The organism is Paenibacillus lacisoli (assembly GCF_030580655.1).
In the GTDB taxonomy this organism is placed as follows: Bacteria; Bacillota; Bacilli; order Paenibacillales; family Paenibacillaceae; genus Paenibacillus; species Paenibacillus lacisoli.
In genome coordinates, this window is the sequence record NZ_JAUQTB010000004.1 from 138570 (window position 1) to 157797 (window position 19228).

The window sequence follows — 19228 nt, forward strand, 5'->3', positions numbered from 1 at the left end:
GAAAAATAAGGATTCTCCCGTCTTGTCTGCGGGAAAATCCTTATTCACGTGATGTCAGTCTGCGATTTCGGCTCCGCTGTATCGAAGCCGGGGTAATTCGCTTCTAAATTTCTTTGCGATTAAATGTAAACCATCCGGCGCCCATGCACAGGGCCAAGCTGCAGATGACCACCGTAAAGATTGTCGGCAGAGGTACCTGGAATGCACCGAACTGCTCGCCGCCGGAAGGAATCATGAGCAGCAATGGCTGTGCCCAAGGATACAGCGGGCCGATGTGCTGCGAGTTAATGATCAGCATGTTCGGTATCGTCAGCGCAATATTAAGAGCCAAAGGGGCAGCAAAGCTGCTCCAGAGGAAGGATACCAGCAGCTGCAGGGCTGCCAGCGGCATACAGGCAATCCAGCCCAGCATCAGGCTTTTCGCCATGATGAACCAGGGCAGCGGTCCGCTGAGCTTAAGGAACCAGCCGGCAGCCAAGACAGCCCCCAGGAACAGCAGCTGCAGAATGGCCAGCATCAGCATAATGACTGTGAATTTGGCAATATACAGCCCTGTCCGGGATACCGGCAGCACCAGCAGCTGCTTCCAGCCGCCCCCGGCATGTTCGAAGCGACAGACGAAAGCTCCCAGCACACCGGTCATTATGGGCAGAAACAGCAGCGCATGGCCATAAACCATCATCAGCAGCAGTTCCGGCCAACCGGCCCCGCCTCCTTGTGTAACGCCGAGCAGCAGGGCAATCGCCGGGCTGATCAGAAGAAGCAGCCATACCGGCGAGCGCATCAATTTCAGACGTTCCGTCGAGAGCAGCCGGAAATAAGTCGAAATCATCTACGCCACATCCCTTCGATTGAAATGCAGCTGCCCGCACGCATAGACGACGAGCGCAAGTGCAGCTCCAGCTGCCGCGAACTTCCACCCTTCCGGGTCGCGCCAGGCTACGACCGGCCAAGCCAGCGGAATCCACTTCGTATAGCCGGCCACTGCCAGACTGCCGATGGCAAGTGTCAGCCCCATCGTGACAGGAAGCGCCTGATTACGATAGACGACACAGACCCAGCATTCCAGTGCGACAACTGGCAGAGCCGCTGCCAAAGGATATAACCCAAGCTTCAGCAGGGCCAGTACAGGCATGCCTTCACCGAAGCTCAAGATGATCCCGAGGCACGCTGTTGCCGCAGACAGCAGCAGACAGGATACGGCCAGCAGACCGATAACGACGGCCAGCTTGGCCGCGAATACGGCTGCTCTTGATACAGGCAGAGCGAGCAGCTGCTTCCAGGCACCTGTCATATGCTCCACATTCGCAATCATGGATGAGAGCAAGGTGGCTCCCATGATCAGGGCCAGCGGAACGAAGTTAGCCACATTATCGATCAATCCGCCCCACAGATCGTCTGCATAAACCTTCGTCAGGTAGTCATAACGCAGACCAAAGTTCAGGGCCTGCATCGCAGTCAGTCCAAGCGGAGCAAGGAACACTAGGAACCACAGCCCCTTCCTGCGAATCTTCAGCAGGTCTGCAGCGATACTTCGGGCCATCATAAGGACGCCCCCCTGCCGACCACCTGCAGGAACAGATCCTCCAGCGAGCGGCGCTGCTCCTCGACACGGTATATGGCATGCCTGTTCTCCACCAGACGCTTCACCAGCAGGGAGACAGCCTCATCATTCATCTGGCCGAACTCCAGCGCTGCTCCGCTTTTCGTACTGTGATAACCGCACTCCCGGGCGAGATGCTGGGCATCCTCCGGTTCCGATACCACGATCCGTATGCCGCCGGCTGCCTGTTGATGGAGACTCTCAATCGTATCCTGAAACACCATCTCACCTTCGCGGATAATCCCGACTGTAGTCGCCATCTGCTCAACTTCTCCAAGCAGGTGACTGGAGACAAGAACGGTAATTCCGCGCTGACGCGGCATCTCCTTGATCAGCTCGCGTACTTCCTGGATACCTTCAGGGTCCAGACCGTTCGTAGGTTCATCCAGGATGAGCAGCTCCGGCTGACCCAGCAGAGCCGCAGCAATTCCAAGACGCTGCTTCATCCCAAGAGAATAGCCCTTGACCGGGCGCTTGGCATGAGCGGTCAACCGGACGATGGAGAGAACCTCATCGATTCTAGAACGCGGCACATCCAGGATCCGCCGGATTGCCTCCAGATTCTCAATGGCATTCAGATGCCCATAATTCGAAGGGTATTCGACCAGCGAACCGACCCGGCGCAGGATATCCATCCGTTCCTTACGGATATCCTTGCCAAAGATTCGGATAGATCCCCGTGTCGGCCGGATCAAACCCAGCAGCATACGGATTGTTGTTGTTTTACCTGCTCCATTCGGCCCGAGAAAGCCGTAGATATCCCCCTGCCTGATCTGCAGGTCCAAATGCTTGACGGCCGCACGGCTGCGGTAGGTCTTCCATAATTCCCTTGTCTCTATAATGAGCTTGTCAACGGGCTTGTTCACGGGCTTGTTGATTGCATGGTTAACTGGATTTTCCTTCCAAGTCATACTCGGATTCATCTGCTTATCACCTCGAATCCCATCATAGCCCGGCGAGGTTAAAGCAGAGGGTGGATGAAGTTTAAGTTTTGTTTAAATCTGCGGATACAGATAAACAGAGGTGCCTTCCGGCGTGCTGATCATTTCCCGTTCCAGTCCCATCTCCTTCGCTAACAGCTCCACAATAGCAAGACCGACCCCCGCCCCCTTCGCGGAGGAGGCTCCCCCTAGGCCGGGCCCCCGGTCAGCGATGACTACCGCTGCAGCACCCTTGTACACTTCAGCTCGAATCCCGATGTAGGCTCCTTCTCTGGCATGCCGCACTGCATTCTGGAACAAGTTATCCAGAATCCGCCGGATTGCATTGCTGTCCACATCCCAGATCAGCTGCTCATCCGGCAGCTCGATATCGACCTCAAAGCCTTCCCTCTCCCAGAGCGGGTACCAGGCCGCCGCACATTCTCTCACCAGGCGAAGAATATCCTGTCTGGACCGGTGAAGTGTATAGCGTCCGCTCACCAGCAGATTGTAGGACAGCAGGTTGTCGATCATACCTCCCAGACTGTCCAGCTTACTCTCCATGAGCTGCAGTGAATCTTTTCCAGCCGGGCTGATGGGCTCCTTTTGCAGGGAATACAAATGACTCCGGACGACCGTAAGGGGTGTACGGATATCATGGGATATTTCGGCCACCACCTTCTTGCGGAGTTCCTCTTCCTCGCGCTCCCGCCGCCGTGCCTCGGCCAGCTGCTCTATCATCCGGTTGAACCCGCTCTCCAGCTGTCCGATCTCATCCGCACGTGTAACTGCAACTTTAGCGGGTATGCCATTCTCCCCCTGATCCGCCATAGCTTCCTGTAGGGCAACCAGCCTGCGCCGGATCCGGATGAAGAAAACGAGTGAGAAGGACAGGAAGATCACAAGAATGAACAAAGTAATCAGTGCAAAATAGGTCAGATCGATACGAGCACCATAGGTGGGCTGCAGCGCGGACGAGGGCATTTCGAGTACCATAAATCCCTGGTTGGCGTTGTCGGTATCACCAATAAATGCAACAACCGTGAAAGGGTCTCCCGCTTGTACGGCCTGTTTCATAAACCGAATAGCCTCACCAGCACTCCAGTAGGCAGGAATCTCTGCATTCTCAGGCAGCATGTACTGTGTTCTTCCCCCGGAGTCCACCCAGAAGAGAGTGGCCTCCGGATATTCCTTATTCAGTTCGCGCAGCCGGCCGGAGATCTGGTCCGGTGAAGCATGATCCAGCTTCCCGGCTTCCTGATGCCATCGCTGAGTTACACTAGTGCTGCCTCCGTAAGGTGTTTCATACTGCGAATGGCTGATCCAGTTGCCAATAATGATATATATGACCGACACCAGCGGCAGCACAATCGGCAGCAGAATGAATGCCCCCAGCAGAATCATCAGATAGCGGAACAGCAGGGATTGCCGGAACTTGACGGCTGTCTCTGCGATGCCTTGCCGTGTCCAGCGGCTGACAATCCGGGACTTGAGCTGCTTCATCCGCGTTTCACCCGGTAGCCGACACCGCGGATAGTCTCCAGAACTCGCGGGAATGCAGGGTCCTTCTCGATTTTTTCACGCAAATACCGGATATGTACCATTAATGTCTTGTCCCCTTCCAGGTACTGCTCGCCCCAGACGGCCTCGTAAATCTGCTCCTTCGTCTTAATCTGTCCGAGATGCTGCAGCAGATAAGCGAAGATATGGTACTGCTTGCCTGTCAGTAGGATTTCTTCGCCGGTCTCTGCATGGATGATCCGGTTATCTGCTTCATATACACTGAGATGCTGAAGCTGCAGAGGGCCTGAAGAGCCGGCTTCACCGGACCGCCGCAGCAGCACTTCGATCCGCGCAGACAGCTCATCCGGATGGAAGGGCTTCGTCATGTAATCATCTGCAAACTGCAGCCCCTGCAGCTTGTCGTCAATCGAAGTACGGGCAGAGAGCATCATTACAGGCTTACCCGGGTACTCCTTCTTCAACCGCTGTCCGATCGTAAAACCATCCAGACCAGGCAGCATGACATCCAGGATGGCCAGGCTGCATGATTCCGCTGCTTCAACAGCCTGTTCCCCGCTCAGCAGCCAGGTCACCTGGTAGCCTTTCTCCTCCAGATTCCTGCTCACCCAGCTGCCGATTTCATGGTCATCTTCAATTAATAAAATCTGCATGGACATCGCTTATAATCTCTCCTTATTCAACATTCGTCCCCTGCATTATACCATTTGCCTTATTTGCCGGCCGCCATTGTGTTAATAATCACAGGGTCTGGGTAATGAGGAACACGGGATTTTATTCCATTCTTCACTGGCAGCATGCATGATCTGTACATAGGCTTGCCATACTTTTCTAAACAGGGAGGAATTAACGATGCTGCTCGAAGCTATTTATCATCAACCTAAACGCAACTGGGCTTATGCCCTGGACCCGGATACCATCCGTCTTCGCCTGCGGGCCAAAAAAGGGGATTTGACCGAGGTACATGCCATAACCGGTGACAAGTATGACTGGGAACGCACCACCCAGACTGTCCCTTTGGTCAAATTCGCTTCCGACAAGCGGTTTGATTATTTTGAGGGCTCGGTCAAGCCGCCTTTCCGCCGTATGAAATACGGCTTCCAGCTTCAGAGCGGAGATGAGACCCTCTGGCTGAATGAGAATGATTTTGTCGATAAGCCTATTACAGGGCCGGACAATCTGTTCCAGTTCCCGTATATCAATCACGTGGATATTTACTCGCCGCCTGCGTGGGTGAAGGACACCGTGTTCTATCAGATTTTCCCGGAACGTTTCGCGAACGGCGATCCTTCTAACGATCCGAAGGGTACAGAGCCCTGGGGCGGGGAACCTCGCACAGATAATTTCTTTGGCGGGGATTTGCAGGGGGTGCTTGACCATCTCGATTACCTGTCTGATCTGGGCATCAACGGAATTTACTTTACGCCAGTCTTCACGGCTACAACCAATCACAAGTATGACACGGAGGACTATCTGCAGGTAGATCCGCATTTTGGCGATGTAGAGCTGCTGAAGAAGCTGGTGCAGGCCTGTCATGACCGCGGTATTCGTGTCATTCTGGATGCCGTCTTCAACCACTCGGGCCGCACGTTCGCCCCGTTCGTGGATTTGCTGAAGAACGAAGAGCACTCCCGGTACAAGGACTGGTTCCACATCCACAGCTTCCCGCTGGAGGTGAAGGACGGCGCAGCCAGTTATGAAACCTTCTCCTTTGAGCCGATGATGCCAAAACTGAACACCGAAAATCCCGAAGTGAAGGAATACCTGCTTAAGGTAGCCGAATTCTGGATCCGTGAAGTGGGCATGGACGGCTGGCGTCTGGACGTGGCGGATGAGGTAGACCATGCGTTCTGGCGTGATTTCCGGCGGACGGTCAAACAGGCTAATCCGGAGGCGTACATTCTGGGCGAAATGTGGAACGAATCCGCGGAATGGCTGCAGGGCGACCAATTTGATGCCACGATGAACTATCCGTTCACAACTGCGGTTGTCGACTTCTTCGTCAAAGATGATGTTGATGCCCAGAATTTCGCCTTCTCGATTGGCAACCAGATGGCCCGTTATACCCAGCCGGCGACAGATGTCGCCTTTAACCTGCTGGACAGTCATGATGTTCCCCGTCTGCTGACCCTTTGTCAGGGTGACAAGCGCCGAATGCGCCTCGCTGCCGTATTCCAGTTCACTTACATGGGAGCACCCTGCATCTTCTATGGTGATGAGATCGGCCTCGATGGAGGCCCGGATCCGGAGTGCCGCGGGTGTATGATCTGGGAACCGGAGCAGCAGGACCTGGAGCTTCTCCGTTTCTACAAGGAGCTCATTGCTGCTCGTCGGGCTAATCCTTCACTGCGCTCGGGCCACCTGAATTTCCTGCAGGCCGATGCCGGCAGCGGCATTCTGGTATTCGAACGGACCAGTGAAGCGGCGGACCAGAGTGTGGATCAGGAAGGCTCGGGGACAAGCACGCGCCAATCCGGTGCCGAGCGTTCCATCATTCTGATGAACCGCAGCGAAGAACCGCAGACCATCACGGTCAGCGTGGAGGGCAGAGACTGGAAGACGCTGATTGGCCACGATGACTTCGTTTACAGAAACGGAACGCTGGAAACGAAATTGAAGCCATTCGGTTATCTGGTCCTGAAGGAGATCTAAGTCCATCGTTTAGAGAGACAAAGAACCCCATCACGGGCATCCCTGTGATGGGGTTCTTCATGTTATTCAGGCATATTGTGAGCATGCTCATCCGGCTGATAGGCTGATTGGTAGCCCTCATAGTTTACATCAATCATCATACCCTTGGAGGCGTGGCTCAGGACATGACAATGGTACATCCAGTAACCGGGATTATCCGCCAGGAAGGCAACGGTCACTTCCTCTCCGGGCTGCAGGTCAACCGTATCCTTCATGATCGGCGCTCCGGACGAAGGAACTCCATTGCGCTCAAGCACCTGAAAAGTATGGCCGTGCAGATGCATCGGATGATCATCATTTTGGGATTGATTGACCATCTTCACCTTTACCCGGTCACCTTCCTTCACCGTAATGGGAGGGACATCGGGAAAAGCTTTACCATTGATCGTATACATCACGCCGTTGTCATGCTGCATCGTTCCCAGCTCAAGGATATATTCCTTGTCGTACTGCTCGTTCAAGCTGAATTTCGGCTTGGCCGCTGTACCATAGGAATTGTAATCAAAAAGGGATAGCTGCCTGTTTCCTTGTGATGCTGCGGAAGCCGCTGTGGAAGGCACCTCCGGAGAGCTACTCCCCTCCGTTACGATTTGCGCTGTCATCCCTTTAGCTAAATCCCCCTCGCTGCGGTCCTCCAGGACCGTCCCTCCGCTGGCCGGCATCGTAAATTCGATATCATATCGTTCCCCTGCAGCGATACCGATCAGCTTGTCCTTGAACGGCTGCGGGCCATTCACAGGCTGACCGTCTGTAGCAACAACGGACAGCATCTGATCCTTCAAGTACATATCATGCCGCAGTGATCCTGCGTTAATCATCCGGATGCGTACCTTCTCACCTGGTTTGGCGGTCAGCTTCTCGGCAGCATGACCCGTTTTGCCATTAATCGTGTAGAGATTGGAGGCCCCAAACCATTCATCCAGCATTAGTGTATAATCACGGTCCGCTGTATCTTTCGGATCTTCCACAATGAATGCCCCGTACAATCCCTTATCCACCTGCTGTACGCTGTTCTGATGGGAATGGTACCAGTATGTTCCTGGGGTCGTAGCTTTGAACTCATACGTAAAGGTTTGCCCGGGCTCTACCGCATCCTGCGTTACCCCGGGTACCCCATCCTGGTCATTCGGCACCGGCACTCCATGCCAGTGAATGGTCGTCGGTACAGGCAGCTTGTTCGTCAGTATGACTTTTACTGTCTCGCCAACCTTCACACGAATCTGTGGTCCAGGAACACTATTGTTATACGTCCATACCGGGATCTTCTCGCCTGTACCCGGATCCAGGTTGGATTCCTCAGCTGTCAGGCGGATGACCGGCCCATGCAAAATTTCAGGGGTGGTGGTCACTGTCGTTACTGGGGACGCCGTTGGATTGGAGGCTGTGTCCTGAGCAGATGGGGACGAGACTGTACTCTGATGGCCATCATGATGGGCTGCACCCGCCTGTCCGTCCTGATCTTTGCAGCCTGCCAGTATCAAAACCATTCCAATAACCGCTGCCATATATAAAAATGACTTTCTACCCTTCATTACGCTAAAAACTCCCTTCAACTTCCAGACCGTTCTTTTTCATTCAATTCAAATTTGTTCTCTTCATCTCCAGTCTATCAGAATCCCGGCTTCTTAGACGCCGTGGTTTTGTCCATTTTATTACACCGGTTTACTACAGATATAGTCCGTATGATTGCAGAATGGCTGATGCGACAAATAACTGCGAGACATTATTCAGGTGCATTAACCGTCTCAAAAACCCTCCTTCTTCTTGTTCAAGTTCGGGGCCGACTGCTCGCCTTCCAGCTACACGTTTACTATTCGGACATAACAGTAGACTACAAAAAATCCCTTGTCAGAGTCCCCGCGGCTTCAGCCGCAGACCAGACAAGAGATTTTCATTAAAATATTTAGAAGAGTCCTGCTTTTCTCCGAAAAGCTAAGCCTATGCTCTCGAAGCAGCTTTTCTCCGAAAAGCTAAGCCTATGCTCTCGAAGCAGCTTTTCTCCGAAAAGCTTTACCAGCAACAAAAACCCCTCCCAAAATCAACACCAAACCCGCAATCAAATTCCACCCCACCGGCTCATCCAGCAGTGTATACCCCCAGATCATCGCCGTAGCCGGCACCAGATAAGTCACCGATGTCGCAAATTCCGGACTGCCCTTCAGAATCATGTAATTGAACAGAATATAAGCCACTCCTGATCCGAACACACCCAATCCGATCAATCCACCGAGATTGGCTGGCTTCAGCACGCTTCCCAGATTCATGTCTTCCGTCAACACCGCGAGCACTCCGCTGCCAATCACCGCCCCCAGAAGGGTTGCAAAACTAAGCTGAAACATCGACAGACCGCTCAGGAATCGTTTCGACAGCTGCGAGCCCACCGCATAGCATAAGGTTGCCGACAGCATACCCGCAAAGCCCAGCGGATCCACTGTTGTCAGCGAGCCTGGTGTAATTCCCAGCAGGATGACGAGCCCCACCATCGCAATGCCCATACCGAGCCACTGCATCCCGCGGACAACTGTACCAAAGAACAGCAGGCCCACCAGCAGAGTCCATATTGGCGTCGTCGCATTCATGACCGAAGCCACATTACTGGCCAGACGTGTCTCACTGAATCCGATTAGCGTCCAGGGCACGGCCATATTCACCATAGCCACGATGAAGGCGGTCAGCCACTTGACTTTACGCAAGCCCAGAGGCTCCCGGGTCACCAGCATAACAGCCATAATCAACAGCAGGCCAAAAGCAGAACGCAGAAAAGCTATCGTCCATGGTCCGAAGTCATTCAGCAAATTTTTAATAAAAAAGAACGATCCGCCCCAGATCAGACTGAGCATAATGAGAGCTATGTATAATTGACGAGGCAAACAGGCACCTTCTTTCCTTCCTGATACACACATCCCTTAGATGGTTAGTGCAGTAATAAAACTATCATATCCCCGGTCTTGAGACCATCTTTAATTTAATGCAATTCTCTCCCCCTCCACACCATCGATAATTACATATTCACACATTTACCGTTATAAATTAGGTCTATAGTCTATAAATGTTGCTTTTATTTAGAAAAAACATCTCAAGTTTCTACATATAATGATGTATTTTGTCGAAATAGTACATATCTAATATGACAAAGGGAGTACGAAGATGGAGAAAAAACGCTCATGGCTTAACAAATTGAAAGGAGGTCTGCAAAAATGGGGGTTTCGTAAAATCCGCACAAGACTGGTTGCATCTTTCTGTGCTGTCTTGATTGTACCGAGCATATTAATCGGTTATTTCTCATACCAGAGTGCCAAAACGGAGATCCGGGAACAGATGGTGGCTTCCACTAAAACCAGTCTAAAGCTGCTTCAGTCTAATACTGCGAGCTACATAAAGCCCGTTATTAATAACCTTGAGATGTTCTCTGCCGGGTTTCACTCAGAATCAGCCTACGGCGGAAGTGAAGTAGGTAGTCTCATTAAACAGTTCATGGCTGCCCATACAGATATCGATGAGATCGTGATCGGTAACGGCAGCGGCTCTTACACGTCATCTTCCGGCGCTGCAGCAGCCGATTATGACCCACGCAATGAGGATTGGTACAAAAAAGCTCTTGCAGCAAACGGGAAGGTGGTCATCGGCGAACCCAAACCGAATCCGCAGACCGGACATATCATTGTTGAAATCTCCAAAGCTCTCTCAGATGGAAAAGGGGCTATCACTTTTGACCTGAATATGCAGGAATTTAATGAGCTCATCAAAAAGATGACCGTCGCCGAAACGGGAACAGTTCTTGTAGCTGATACCAAGTGGCGCGTGGTGGCAGCTTCCTCGGTATTGATTGACTACTTTGGCTATAAGCCGGGACAGCCCATGCCAGGCAGTGAATCCGCTGCTGCATCTAGCTCGGAACAGCCAAAACCCGATGAAGAAGGTTTTTATTTCTCAACCGTCGACTTATCTGGATATAAGCTTGAAATCTATTCTTTTGCCGACCCGACGACCGGCTGGAGCCTGAACGGATTTGTCGGCGTACAGGATTATACAACAGCCGCTCTTCCGATTCTGATCCGTACGTTTATCGTTATTGCGGCTTCTCTGGTCGGAGCCGCCATCTTGATCTTTTTCATGGTCCGATCTTTCCTGATCCCGATGAATCGCTTGCAGGCCGGAACCCGCAGTATCAGCGATGGTGATCTGGCAGCACGCGTGCTTTTGAAAGGCAGGAATGAATTTACCGAATTAGCGGATGATTTCAATCAGATGGCCTCCTCCCTGCACCAAATGGTTGATGAAGTCAGCCAGACTTCCGCCAAATTGGCTTCAGCTTCCCGTACCATCCAGGAGAGTACAGAGCAGACAACTTTGTCTGTCCAGCATGTAGCTGAAAATGTCTCTGAATCTGCTGAGCATGCACGGACAGGCGCCGAAGCCTCCAAGCAGACAGCCGTCGCGGTCGATGAAATGGCCCGGGGCATCGCTTCCATTGCCGGATCCGCCACCTCGATCGTGGATTCTGCCAGCGTTACCGAAGATCATGTTGCGCGCGGCGGAGAGGTTATGATCAGTATGCAGAGTCAGATGGATGAGATTCTGAATGCCGTTAGTGACTCTTCCGAGAAGATTAATGGTTTGTCCAGATTGTCGGATGAAGCCAAGCAGATGAATGCCAGCATTGCAGCTATTGCGAAACAGACCAATCTCTTGTCCCTGAATGCGGCGATCGAAGCTTCCCGTGCCGGTGAAGCCGGGCGCGGTTTCGCCGTCGTCGCATCCGAGGTGCGTAAGCTGTCTGAGCAGTCCCGGCAGGCTGCTGACCGGATCAATTCGACGATTACCCAAATGTTCGTGCTGATCGCCCAGACCACTGCAGCCATGAACGGTAATGTCCGCGAACAGGTGCAGAAAGGCCTTCAGGTCAGTGAGGAAGCCAGTGCGGTATTCCAGAGCATCAAGCTGTCCACCTCTTCCATTGTGGAGCAGATTCAGGGTATTTCTGCAGCGGCAGAGCAGATTTCAGCAAGCACCGAGGAGGTATCTGCTACTGTGAACCAGCTCTCTCACATTACCCACCACACCTCAGACAGTGCACAGTCCACCTCCGCCGCGGCCGAAGAGCAGATGGCAGCCATGCAGGAAATCTCAAGCTCGACCCAGGAGCTGACAGACCTGGCGGTCAACCTGGAACAAATGGTACAGCGTTTCAAACTGTAATTCTTACGCATGAGAGCCTTCCCATCCTGCGATGGGGGGCTCTTTGTATAATATATTTTTTTAAATTTGGAACTTTCATGAAAATACTGAAAGCGTATATCATCTCACCTGCAATCTAAGTCTTTAGACTCAAAAAAACCTCTTTAACCCCTCTTCACCCCTTATGATCCTACATAAAAGCACATGTAATGTCGAAATAAAGAACAACACTATACTTGATGAAAAGGGAGCAGTAAACATGAGCAAACGGGGGTCGCGGAGGTCCTGGGGATCCAGGATGACAGAAACCGCGAGAAAATGGAGCATTCGGAGAATTCGAGCCAGATTGATAGCATCTTTCTGTGCAGTTCTGATCATACCAAGTGTACTTATCGGCTATTTTTCTTATCAAAGTGCTAAAAATGAAGTCCATGACCAGATGGCGTTCGCCGTTCAGAACAGTCTGGATATGATGCGGAACAACCTGTTTCAATATGTTACCCCGGTCGTGAATAACCTGGAGTTGTTCTCACGGGAGTTCACTTCTGATTCTGCCTATGGAAGCACAGAAGGCAGAGAGCGGCTGGAAGAAATCCGAGGCACTCACCCGGAACTGGATGCTATCATCATCGGTAATGGAAACGGGAATTACATCAAATCGCCGGCCGACAACAAAACCGATTATGATCCGCGCAAACTGGCCTGGTACACCAGAGCTATGGCAGCACCCGGACAGGTCATGATTGGCGAGCCGAAGATCAGCGTTTCCACAGGGAACCTGATTGTCACCGTATCCAAGACGCTGCCTGACGGCAAAGGAGTCATCACGTTCAATATATCTCTGGACCGCCTGAACGAGACGGTGAAATCCGCTAAAATCGGCGAGACCGGTTCCCTGCTGATCGCAGATGTAAACGGTAAAGTTGTTGGGGCTTCCGAGAGGCTTATCAAATCCGGTATAAAAGCAGCGCAAAAGGTCGATGGCCTGCCTCTGGTGAAGGCCGAGAAGGCATCTGCCCCCAATCAGGAATCGGATGCCCAGAATGCCCCTCCACAGACCGGAGCACCGGCTGCGGCGGCTGTTCATCAATCGACTATGAATATCAGCGGGATGGAGCTGGAGACTTATACCAGCGTGGAGCCCATCACAGGCTGGAATATGATAGCTGCAGTCAATAAAGAGGACTATACCCAAGCAGCAAGACCCATTATGATCCGCAGCTTTACGGTCATTGGAACATCTATGGTTCTGGCCGCGATCCTCATTTTCTTTATCGTTCGTTCGGTCATCGTCCCGCTGAAGAAGCTGCAGCGGGGTACTCAAAGCGTGCGGGACGGTATTCTGTCAGAACGCGTTCATTTGAAAGGCCGAAATGAGTTTACAGAACTGGCAAATGACTTTAACCAGATGGCAGCCGCGCTGCACAATATGGTGAGTGAGGTCAGTCAGACTTCGGCCAAGCTCGCATCGGCCTCCCGTACCATCCAGGAGAGCACGGAACAGACGGCCCAGTCTGTCCAGCTTGTAGCGGAGCGGACTGCCGAATCCGCCAGCTCGGCACTTACCGGTGCAGAAGCCGCTGAACAGACAGCCGTCGCTGTTGAAGAGATGGCACACGCCATCGGTTCGATCGCAGAATCTGCAGCTTCTATTGTGGATGCTGCCGGCAGCACCGAGCACAATGTCGCCCACGGCGGAGAAGTTATTTCCAGCATGCACAGACAGATGGATCAAATTCTGAGCGCGGTGAGTGAATCTTCCGAGAAGATCAACGGCCTGTCCAAGCTGTCGGATGAAGCCAAGCTGATGAATGCCAGCATTGCAGCCATTGCGAAGCAGACCAATCTTCTGTCGCTGAACGCGGCCATCGAAGCTTCACGTGCCGGCGAAGCCGGACGCGGATTCGCTGTCGTCGCTTCCGAGGTGCGCAAGCTATCTGAGCAATCCAAGCAGGCAGCCGATGAAATCAATGCCACGATCACCCAAATGTTCGTGCTGATTGCCCAGACCACCGCGGATATGAATGGAAATGTACGTGAACAGGTACAGAAGGGACTTCAGGTCAGCGAAGAAGCCGGTGTCGTATTTGAGAATATTAAGACGTCCACCTCTTCTATTGTGGAACAGATTCAGGGCATTTCAGCCGCTGCAGAGCAAATTTCTGCCAGCACCCAAGAGGTATCTGCCACGGTGAGTCAGCTCTCCAATATTTCTCGAAGTGCTTCAGATGGTGCCCAAACCACTTCCGCAGCTGCCGAGGAACAGATGGCTGCCATGGAGGAGATTTCAAGCTCGACACAGGAGCTGGCTGATCTGGCCGTCAATCTGGAGACCATGGTACAGCGTTTCAAATTATAAATACATCCCGGTTTCAAAGAGGCCTATGAATTTCATTTCGAAAATCATAGGCTTTTTTGTATATTCGCCCAGTACAGGGCCCCAGCCGCTTCGGCTTAAGCATCTGCCCCCTCTGTTTCTCGTATATGTCACTATGGGTATAAACATAACGATGAGAGGGGAACGTATTCATATGAATGATTAGGAGGGACGCTGTTTGAAAACCATCGCAGACGCTATCGTCGAAATCCTCATTAACGCAGGCATCAAACGTATTTATGGCATTACCGGCGACTCCCTGAACAACATGATTGACGCCATCCGCAGTAACGGACAGATTGAATGGATTCATGTCCGTCATGAAGAGGTAGCCGCCTTCGCTGCAGGAGCGGAAGCTGAAATGACAGGAAGTATTGCTGTCTGCGCAGGCAGCAGCGGTCCGGGTAACCTGCATCTGATCAACGGTCTGTACGATTGTCACCGCAACCGGGTACCGGTGCTTGCAATCGCTGCGCACATCCCCAGTGATGAGATCGGGAGTGAATATTTTCAGGCTACGCATCCGGAACAGATCTTCGCGGAATGCAGTCACTTCTGCGAATTAATCTCCACCCCGAGACAGGTTCCGCGCACCGTGACGATGGCCATCCAGCAGGCCGTTGCTAAGTCCGGCGTTTCCGTCATCGTCCTGCCAGGCGATGTGGCAGCGCTCAGCGCCGAGAAATCGCCGATTCCGGAGCAAGTCTATCATGTTACTTCACCCGTCGTTCATCCTTCCGAGACAGAGATCGCACGGCTGGCAGAGTACCTTAATAACGGCAAGAAGATTACACTGCTGTGCGGAGCAGGCTGCAAGCACGCTCATGAACCGCTCATGGAGCTGTGTGACCGGCTGCAGTCTCCGATGGTGGTTGCGCTGCGAGGCAAGGAGTATCTGGAGTATGACAATCCGTTTTTTGCCGGTCTGACCGGTCTGATCGGTTATCATTCGGGCTACCAGGCGATGATGGACTGTGATGTGCTGCTGATGCTGGGGACAGACTTTCCGTACAGGCAGTTCTATCCCGAGCATGCGACGATTCTGCAGGTTGACATTAATTCTTCCCATCTAGGGAGACGAACGCCTTTGGCCTACGGCCTGTGCGGGGATGTGAGGGCGACGATTGAGATGCTGCTGCCGCACCTTACAGCAGAGCACGATCCGGATCACCTCCATAAAATGACCTCCTCTTACGCCAAGGTCCGCGAGGGACTGGATGACCTGGCAGTGGGCAAGCCTGGCAGGACGCCGATACATCCCCAGTATCTGACCAAGATCATCAGTGATCAGGCTGATCCGGATGCCGTCTTCACTTGTGACGTCGGTACACCAACCGTCTGGGCCGCCCGTTACCTGGAGATGAACGGCGACCGCCGCCTGCTCGGTTCGTTCAACCACGGAACGATGGCTAATGCCATGCCGCAGGCAATCGGCGTGCAGGCGACAGAACGGGGCCGGCAGGTGATTGCCCTGTCCGGAGACGGCGGAATCTCCATGCTGATGGGAGATCTGCTCACCCTGCGGCAGCACCGGCTGCCTGTCAAAGTAATTATTTTCAACAACGGAGCATTGAGCTTCGTTGAGCTGGAGATGAAAGCTGCCGGCTTTTTGGAGACCGGAACCGATCTCGTGAACCCGGACTTCGCTGCTGTTGCCATGGCCCTTGGCCTGACCGGAATTCGCGTAGAAGATCCGGCCGATCTGGAGGATGCCATCACGCGCGCCTTTGCTCACGATGGACCTGTCGTAGTGGACGTCGTGGTGAACCGCCAGGAGCTATCTCTGCCGCCGAAGATCAATCTGAAGCAGGCGGAAGGCTTTACGCTCTGGATGATGAAGGCTGTGCTTAATGGCCGCGGCGATGAATTGATTGAGCTGGCAAAGACGAACTTGCTGCGGTAACCCAATTCTATCTGTGCAAAAAGGGTATCCCTGCCCAGCTGCCTGTTCAGCAGCTGGTGCCGGAATACCCTTTCCTGCTTTATTCAGCCGCGCAGCCAGGCTCGCGCCGCCTGTGCATGTTCCCGTTCCAGACCTGGTGCACGATAAGCACTCGCCTTCAGCATCAGGTGGACAGAGAAGGTCTGCAGCCCTCTGCGCCGCTGGCCGGCTGTCGTGCTTACCGCGGCTTCCACCACATGACTGCGCCGGGTCCATACTGTGAAGCGGGCCATCCGCCGGAATGACATCGTAAGCTGCTTGCCATCCAAGCCCGCACCCGTATTCGCCCAGCAGGCCCAGCCCCACCAGATGCTAAGTGGAAGAAACAGCACCGCCCAGACGCCGTCAAATCCCAGATAAAGTATGCCGGCGGCAGCAGAAGCAGCAGCGGCCAACAGCTTCCAGCGGATATAAAACCACCGGGCCTTTACCGGTGGACGGAATTGAACATCATGACACCCGTAATGCGGAAGAGTACCGGCGATTAGCAGCGGTACATCCTTGCGCCGAATTAAGGGATGCAGCATAAGCCCCTGTTCCGTATCCGAAGACAGCAGCCGCAGCTGAACCTCACAGCAGCCGAGCAGCTGGCGAAGCAGGCCCTCCTTCACGATGACTGCCTGTACCCGCTCCGGCTTAAACAGATGCCTTTTTCGGTCCAGCAGCCCGTATGTTACCCGGATTTGTCCATCTGCCCTCTCCATCGTAAACCCGGCATATTTGACTGTAAACAGAATGGCTGATAGCAGCCAGCTGAACACCAGTACACCCAGTAAAATCAGCAGCCAGCCTGCAGTGGAATACTGCCCCAGACTTGCAAACATTCTCTGATACATTCCGTCCGGCAGCAAATCATCCGCAAAGGAATACACTCCCGCAAAAAATACGACAGCAAGCGAGAGGTTAAGCGTGCTTAGCGCGGCTTTCAGCAGGTCAGAGGCAGTCAGACGCAGCAGTACCTCGGCTGATGATTCATACGGCGCTGCATACTCAGCTGACAGCAGTTCCGCCTCAGGCAGACCTGTCCCTGTGTCGCGGTTATGATGCTGGCCTTCATGCAGCCAGGTCTGCAGATGTCCTGCGTCTGCCGCACTCAGTGCCGGCAGGACACCGTCGGATTTTTTCTTGCCGCCGGGCACCTCAAACTGAGCCTGTACAATGCCGAGCAGACGCTGCACGACAGGCTGTTCTGTATTCAGTGAATGAATTTTGCTTATGTATAAGGTCTTTTCCTCATAAAACAGCAGCCCCTGCCGGATCATAATCCGATCGTTCTCAAGGGTGTAGCAGTTCCTTCTCCAGCGCAGCCATCCGTACCCTAAACAGACAGCCGTGAGCAGCAGCGGAGCGCCAAGGTAGATGTACCAGGGAATGTTCTCCCAAGGAAATCCTTTGACATACCAAATGAACAGGACCGGTATCAATCCTTTGAGCGCCGAGAATAATGGGAACAGAATATAGAGCCGGTGCTGGCGGCGGTCCTCATTCATCATCATCGACCACCTTCGCCAGCTCGCCGATTTGGCGCTTTACCTGCTCCGCCTCCATCTGCTTCAATCCCCGGATAGTATGGGTTGTGGCCGCTGTGACCACCTTGACCTCAGCCAACCCGTATCTGCGGAGCAGCGGACCGCTCTCCAGTTCCACATGCTGCACACGTGTCATGGGAATTAACGTCTCTTTACGCCAGATCAGACCGGCTCTAATCTCCATTTCTTCATCGGACAGGCGGTAAGCGTATCTGCTGTAAACCAGGCTTGGCGATAAGCCGGCATACCATACAGCCAGAATGACGGCAGCTGCAGCCCCGATCCATGCCGGCCAGACCGGCCATTCTCTAAGGTAAGCTGCTGCAATCCAAACTGCGGCGGCGAGACCCCCTGGAACCGTGAACAGCAATGCCGATATCCGTGCCGTTCTGACGGTCTCCGGATGGGCTGGACGAAATGCCCCTTTCTCTATAAGCTTCATCATTCCTTTGTTCCCCCTCAAAATCCAGTTTTCTCCCATTACCAAACTAACATATTATGTGAATATTTCACATCCTTTCAAGGGAATGAATTCCCACTCCGGGTGGAAACCTAAAGTCATTCCTCCGCGTTGAGCGGGAGCTGTAAATAAACTACCTGTTGAAAGAAGGAGCTGACATTCGGTTCATGAGACATGTACGACGTATCCTGCCGGCTCTGCTGGCTGTGCTGCTGCTGGGTGCCGTAATTTATCCACAGCATATTCATGCGGAAGGCGCCGCGGCTTATCACTTTGGATTCAAGAAAAGCCGTAATGGTGAGCTTCCATCCATCGCTCAAGAAGGGTTCATGGATCTGCTGCAGAAGCATGGAGCCATCTTCCTGGGCGATACCAGCCAGAAGGATCTTTATCTGACTTTTGATAACGGGTATGAGAATGGCTACACTGCCAAAGTGCTTGATGTGCTGCGGGATAAGCAGGTACCTGCTGCCTTTTTTGTTACCGGCCACTACGTTGAGACCCAGCCGGAGCTGCTGCGCCGTATGGTGAAGGAAGGGCATCTGATCGGCAACCACTCCTGGAGCCATCCGGATATGACACAGATCTCGGCAGAACGGATCAAGGACGAACTGGCCAAGGTACAGGCAGAAGGGATTCGGACCTCAGGCCAGCGCACGATGACTTATTTGCGGCCGCCGCGCGGGATTTTTAACGATAAAGTGCTGGGTGTAAGCCGGGAGCTTGGCTATACCAGTGTCTTCTGGTCTGTAGCCTACAAGGACTGGGATACCAAGGCGCAGCGCGGCGCAGCTTATGCCCATCAGCAGGTCATGGCTCAGCTCCATCCGGGAGCGGTGATCCTGCTTCATTCGGTATCCTCTGACAATGCAGAGGCCCTTGGCTCCATTATTGATGATGCCCGCAAGCAGGGCTATACGTTCCGCAGCCTGGATCATTTGCAGAAGAGGGTCTATCGTTAAACGTTTCCTGATTTACGGTTATACCAAAAGGACGGCCCGCGGGCC

Annotated in this window: 14 protein-coding genes; 5 read left to right on the forward strand and 9 right to left on the reverse strand. The window is 53.2% G+C overall.

From position 1 onward, the window contains the following. Window positions 1–103 precede the first annotated feature (103 nt). From Q5741_RS10050 to Q5741_RS10070, 5 genes are all read right to left on the reverse strand, one after another. Window positions 104–832, reverse strand: coding sequence for an ABC transporter permease (locus Q5741_RS10050; RefSeq protein WP_305023955.1), 729 nt, complete (start codon window positions 830–832; stop codon window positions 104–106). Continuing rightward, window positions 833–1546 carry an ABC transporter permease gene (locus tag Q5741_RS10055; protein ID WP_305023956.1) on the reverse strand — a complete coding sequence of 238 codons (714 nt, stop codon included), beginning with the start codon at window positions 1544–1546 and terminating at the stop codon, window positions 833–835. It abuts the gene before it with no gap. Continuing rightward, window positions 1543–2514: an ABC transporter ATP-binding protein gene (locus Q5741_RS10060; RefSeq protein WP_305024063.1), complete on the reverse strand. Its 972-nt coding sequence runs from the start codon at window positions 2512–2514 to the stop codon at window positions 1543–1545. The genes Q5741_RS10055 and Q5741_RS10060 overlap by 4 nt, the downstream gene beginning before the upstream one ends. An 84-nt stretch (window positions 2515–2598) precedes the next feature. After that, window positions 2599–4026, reverse strand: coding sequence for a sensor histidine kinase (locus tag Q5741_RS10065; RefSeq protein WP_305023957.1), 1428 nt, complete (start codon window positions 4024–4026; stop codon window positions 2599–2601). Next, the gene (locus Q5741_RS10070) at window positions 4023–4703 is read right to left on the reverse strand and encodes a response regulator transcription factor (RefSeq protein ID WP_305023958.1); all 681 of its coding nucleotides are present in this window, start codon (window positions 4701–4703) and stop codon (window positions 4023–4025) included. Before Q5741_RS10070 ends, Q5741_RS10065 begins: the two co-directional genes overlap by 4 nt. Window positions 4704–4896: 193 nt before the next feature. Between Q5741_RS10070 and Q5741_RS10075 the strand changes: the two genes are divergently transcribed. Continuing rightward, window positions 4897–6696: an alpha-glycosidase gene (locus tag Q5741_RS10075; RefSeq protein ID WP_305023959.1), complete on the forward strand. Its 1800-nt coding sequence runs from the start codon at window positions 4897–4899 to the stop codon at window positions 6694–6696. Window positions 6697–6758: 62 nt separating this feature from the next. Here the strand turns inward: Q5741_RS10075 and Q5741_RS10080 are convergent, their stop codons facing one another. After that, window positions 6759–8267, reverse strand: a complete 1509-nt coding sequence (locus Q5741_RS10080) for a multicopper oxidase family protein (RefSeq protein WP_305023960.1) — start codon at window positions 8265–8267, stop codon at window positions 6759–6761. Window positions 8268–8711: 444 nt separating this feature from the next. Beyond that, complete coding sequence (locus tag Q5741_RS10085; protein ID WP_305023961.1) at window positions 8712–9605, reverse strand: DMT family transporter; 894 nt, start codon at window positions 9603–9605, stop codon at window positions 8712–8714. Between the two features lie 277 nt (window positions 9606–9882). Between Q5741_RS10085 and Q5741_RS10090 the strand changes: the two genes are divergently transcribed. The 3 genes from Q5741_RS10090 (at window position 9883) to poxB (ending at window position 16193) form a co-directional block, all read left to right on the forward strand. Then, a complete protein-coding gene (locus Q5741_RS10090) occupies window positions 9883–11934 on the forward strand; it encodes a methyl-accepting chemotaxis protein (protein ID WP_305023962.1) in 2052 nt (683 codons plus the stop codon). A 325-nt stretch (window positions 11935–12259) separates the two neighbouring features. Further along, the gene (locus Q5741_RS10095) at window positions 12260–14272 is read left to right on the forward strand and encodes a methyl-accepting chemotaxis protein (RefSeq protein ID WP_305023963.1); all 2013 of its coding nucleotides are present in this window, start codon (window positions 12260–12262) and stop codon (window positions 14270–14272) included. A gap of 196 nt (window positions 14273–14468) precedes the next feature. Next, window positions 14469–16193 (forward strand): ubiquinone-dependent pyruvate dehydrogenase, encoded by a 1725-nt coding sequence (gene poxB, locus Q5741_RS10100; RefSeq protein ID WP_305023964.1) that lies wholly within the window; start codon window positions 14469–14471, stop codon window positions 16191–16193. Between the two features lie 83 nt (window positions 16194–16276). On the opposite strand, the gene Q5741_RS10105 is transcribed toward poxB, so the two are convergent. Then, window positions 16277–17722: a PH domain-containing protein gene (locus Q5741_RS10105; RefSeq protein ID WP_305023965.1), complete on the reverse strand. Its 1446-nt coding sequence runs from the start codon at window positions 17720–17722 to the stop codon at window positions 16277–16279. Further along, a complete protein-coding gene (locus Q5741_RS10110; RefSeq protein ID WP_305023966.1) occupies window positions 17715–18206 on the reverse strand; it encodes a PH domain-containing protein in 492 nt (163 codons plus the stop codon). Before Q5741_RS10110 ends, Q5741_RS10105 begins: the two co-directional genes overlap by 8 nt. A gap of 182 nt (window positions 18207–18388) precedes the next feature. Between Q5741_RS10110 and pdaA the strand changes: the two genes are divergently transcribed. Next, window positions 18389–19183, forward strand: a complete 795-nt coding sequence (pdaA, locus tag Q5741_RS10115; RefSeq protein WP_305023967.1) for a delta-lactam-biosynthetic de-N-acetylase — start codon at window positions 18389–18391, stop codon at window positions 19181–19183. Window positions 19184–19228: the final 45 nt, after the last annotated feature.

Excerpts from the sequence above, each read along its gene's own strand:
- Q5741_RS10070 (WP_305023958.1), bottom strand. The coding sequence starts at position 4,703 with ATGTCCATGCAGATTTTATTAATTGAAGATGACCATGAAATCGGCAGC.
- Q5741_RS10075 (WP_305023959.1), top strand. The coding sequence starts at position 4,897 with ATGCTGCTCGAAGCTATTTATCATCAACCTAAACGCAACTGGGCTTAT.
- Q5741_RS10080 (WP_305023960.1), bottom strand. The coding sequence starts at position 8,267 with ATGAAGGGTAGAAAGTCATTTTTATATATGGCAGCGGTTATTGGAATG.
- Q5741_RS10060 (WP_305024063.1), bottom strand. The coding sequence starts at position 2,514 with ATGACTTGGAAGGAAAATCCAGTTAACCATGCAATCAACAAGCCCGTG.
- Q5741_RS10055 (WP_305023956.1), bottom strand. The coding sequence starts at position 1,546 with ATGATGGCCCGAAGTATCGCTGCAGACCTGCTGAAGATTCGCAGGAAG.
- pdaA (WP_305023967.1), top strand. The coding sequence starts at position 18,389 with ATGAGACATGTACGACGTATCCTGCCGGCTCTGCTGGCTGTGCTGCTG.
- Q5741_RS10105 (WP_305023965.1), bottom strand. The coding sequence starts at position 17,722 with ATGAATGAGGACCGCCGCCAGCACCGGCTCTATATTCTGTTCCCATTA.
- Q5741_RS10090 (WP_305023962.1), top strand. The coding sequence starts at position 9,883 with ATGGAGAAAAAACGCTCATGGCTTAACAAATTGAAAGGAGGTCTGCAA.
- Q5741_RS10050 (WP_305023955.1), bottom strand. The coding sequence starts at position 832 with ATGATTTCGACTTATTTCCGGCTGCTCTCGACGGAACGTCTGAAATTG.
- Q5741_RS10110 (WP_305023966.1), bottom strand. The coding sequence starts at position 18,206 with ATGATGAAGCTTATAGAGAAAGGGGCATTTCGTCCAGCCCATCCGGAG.
- Q5741_RS10065 (WP_305023957.1), bottom strand. The coding sequence starts at position 4,026 with ATGAAGCAGCTCAAGTCCCGGATTGTCAGCCGCTGGACACGGCAAGGC.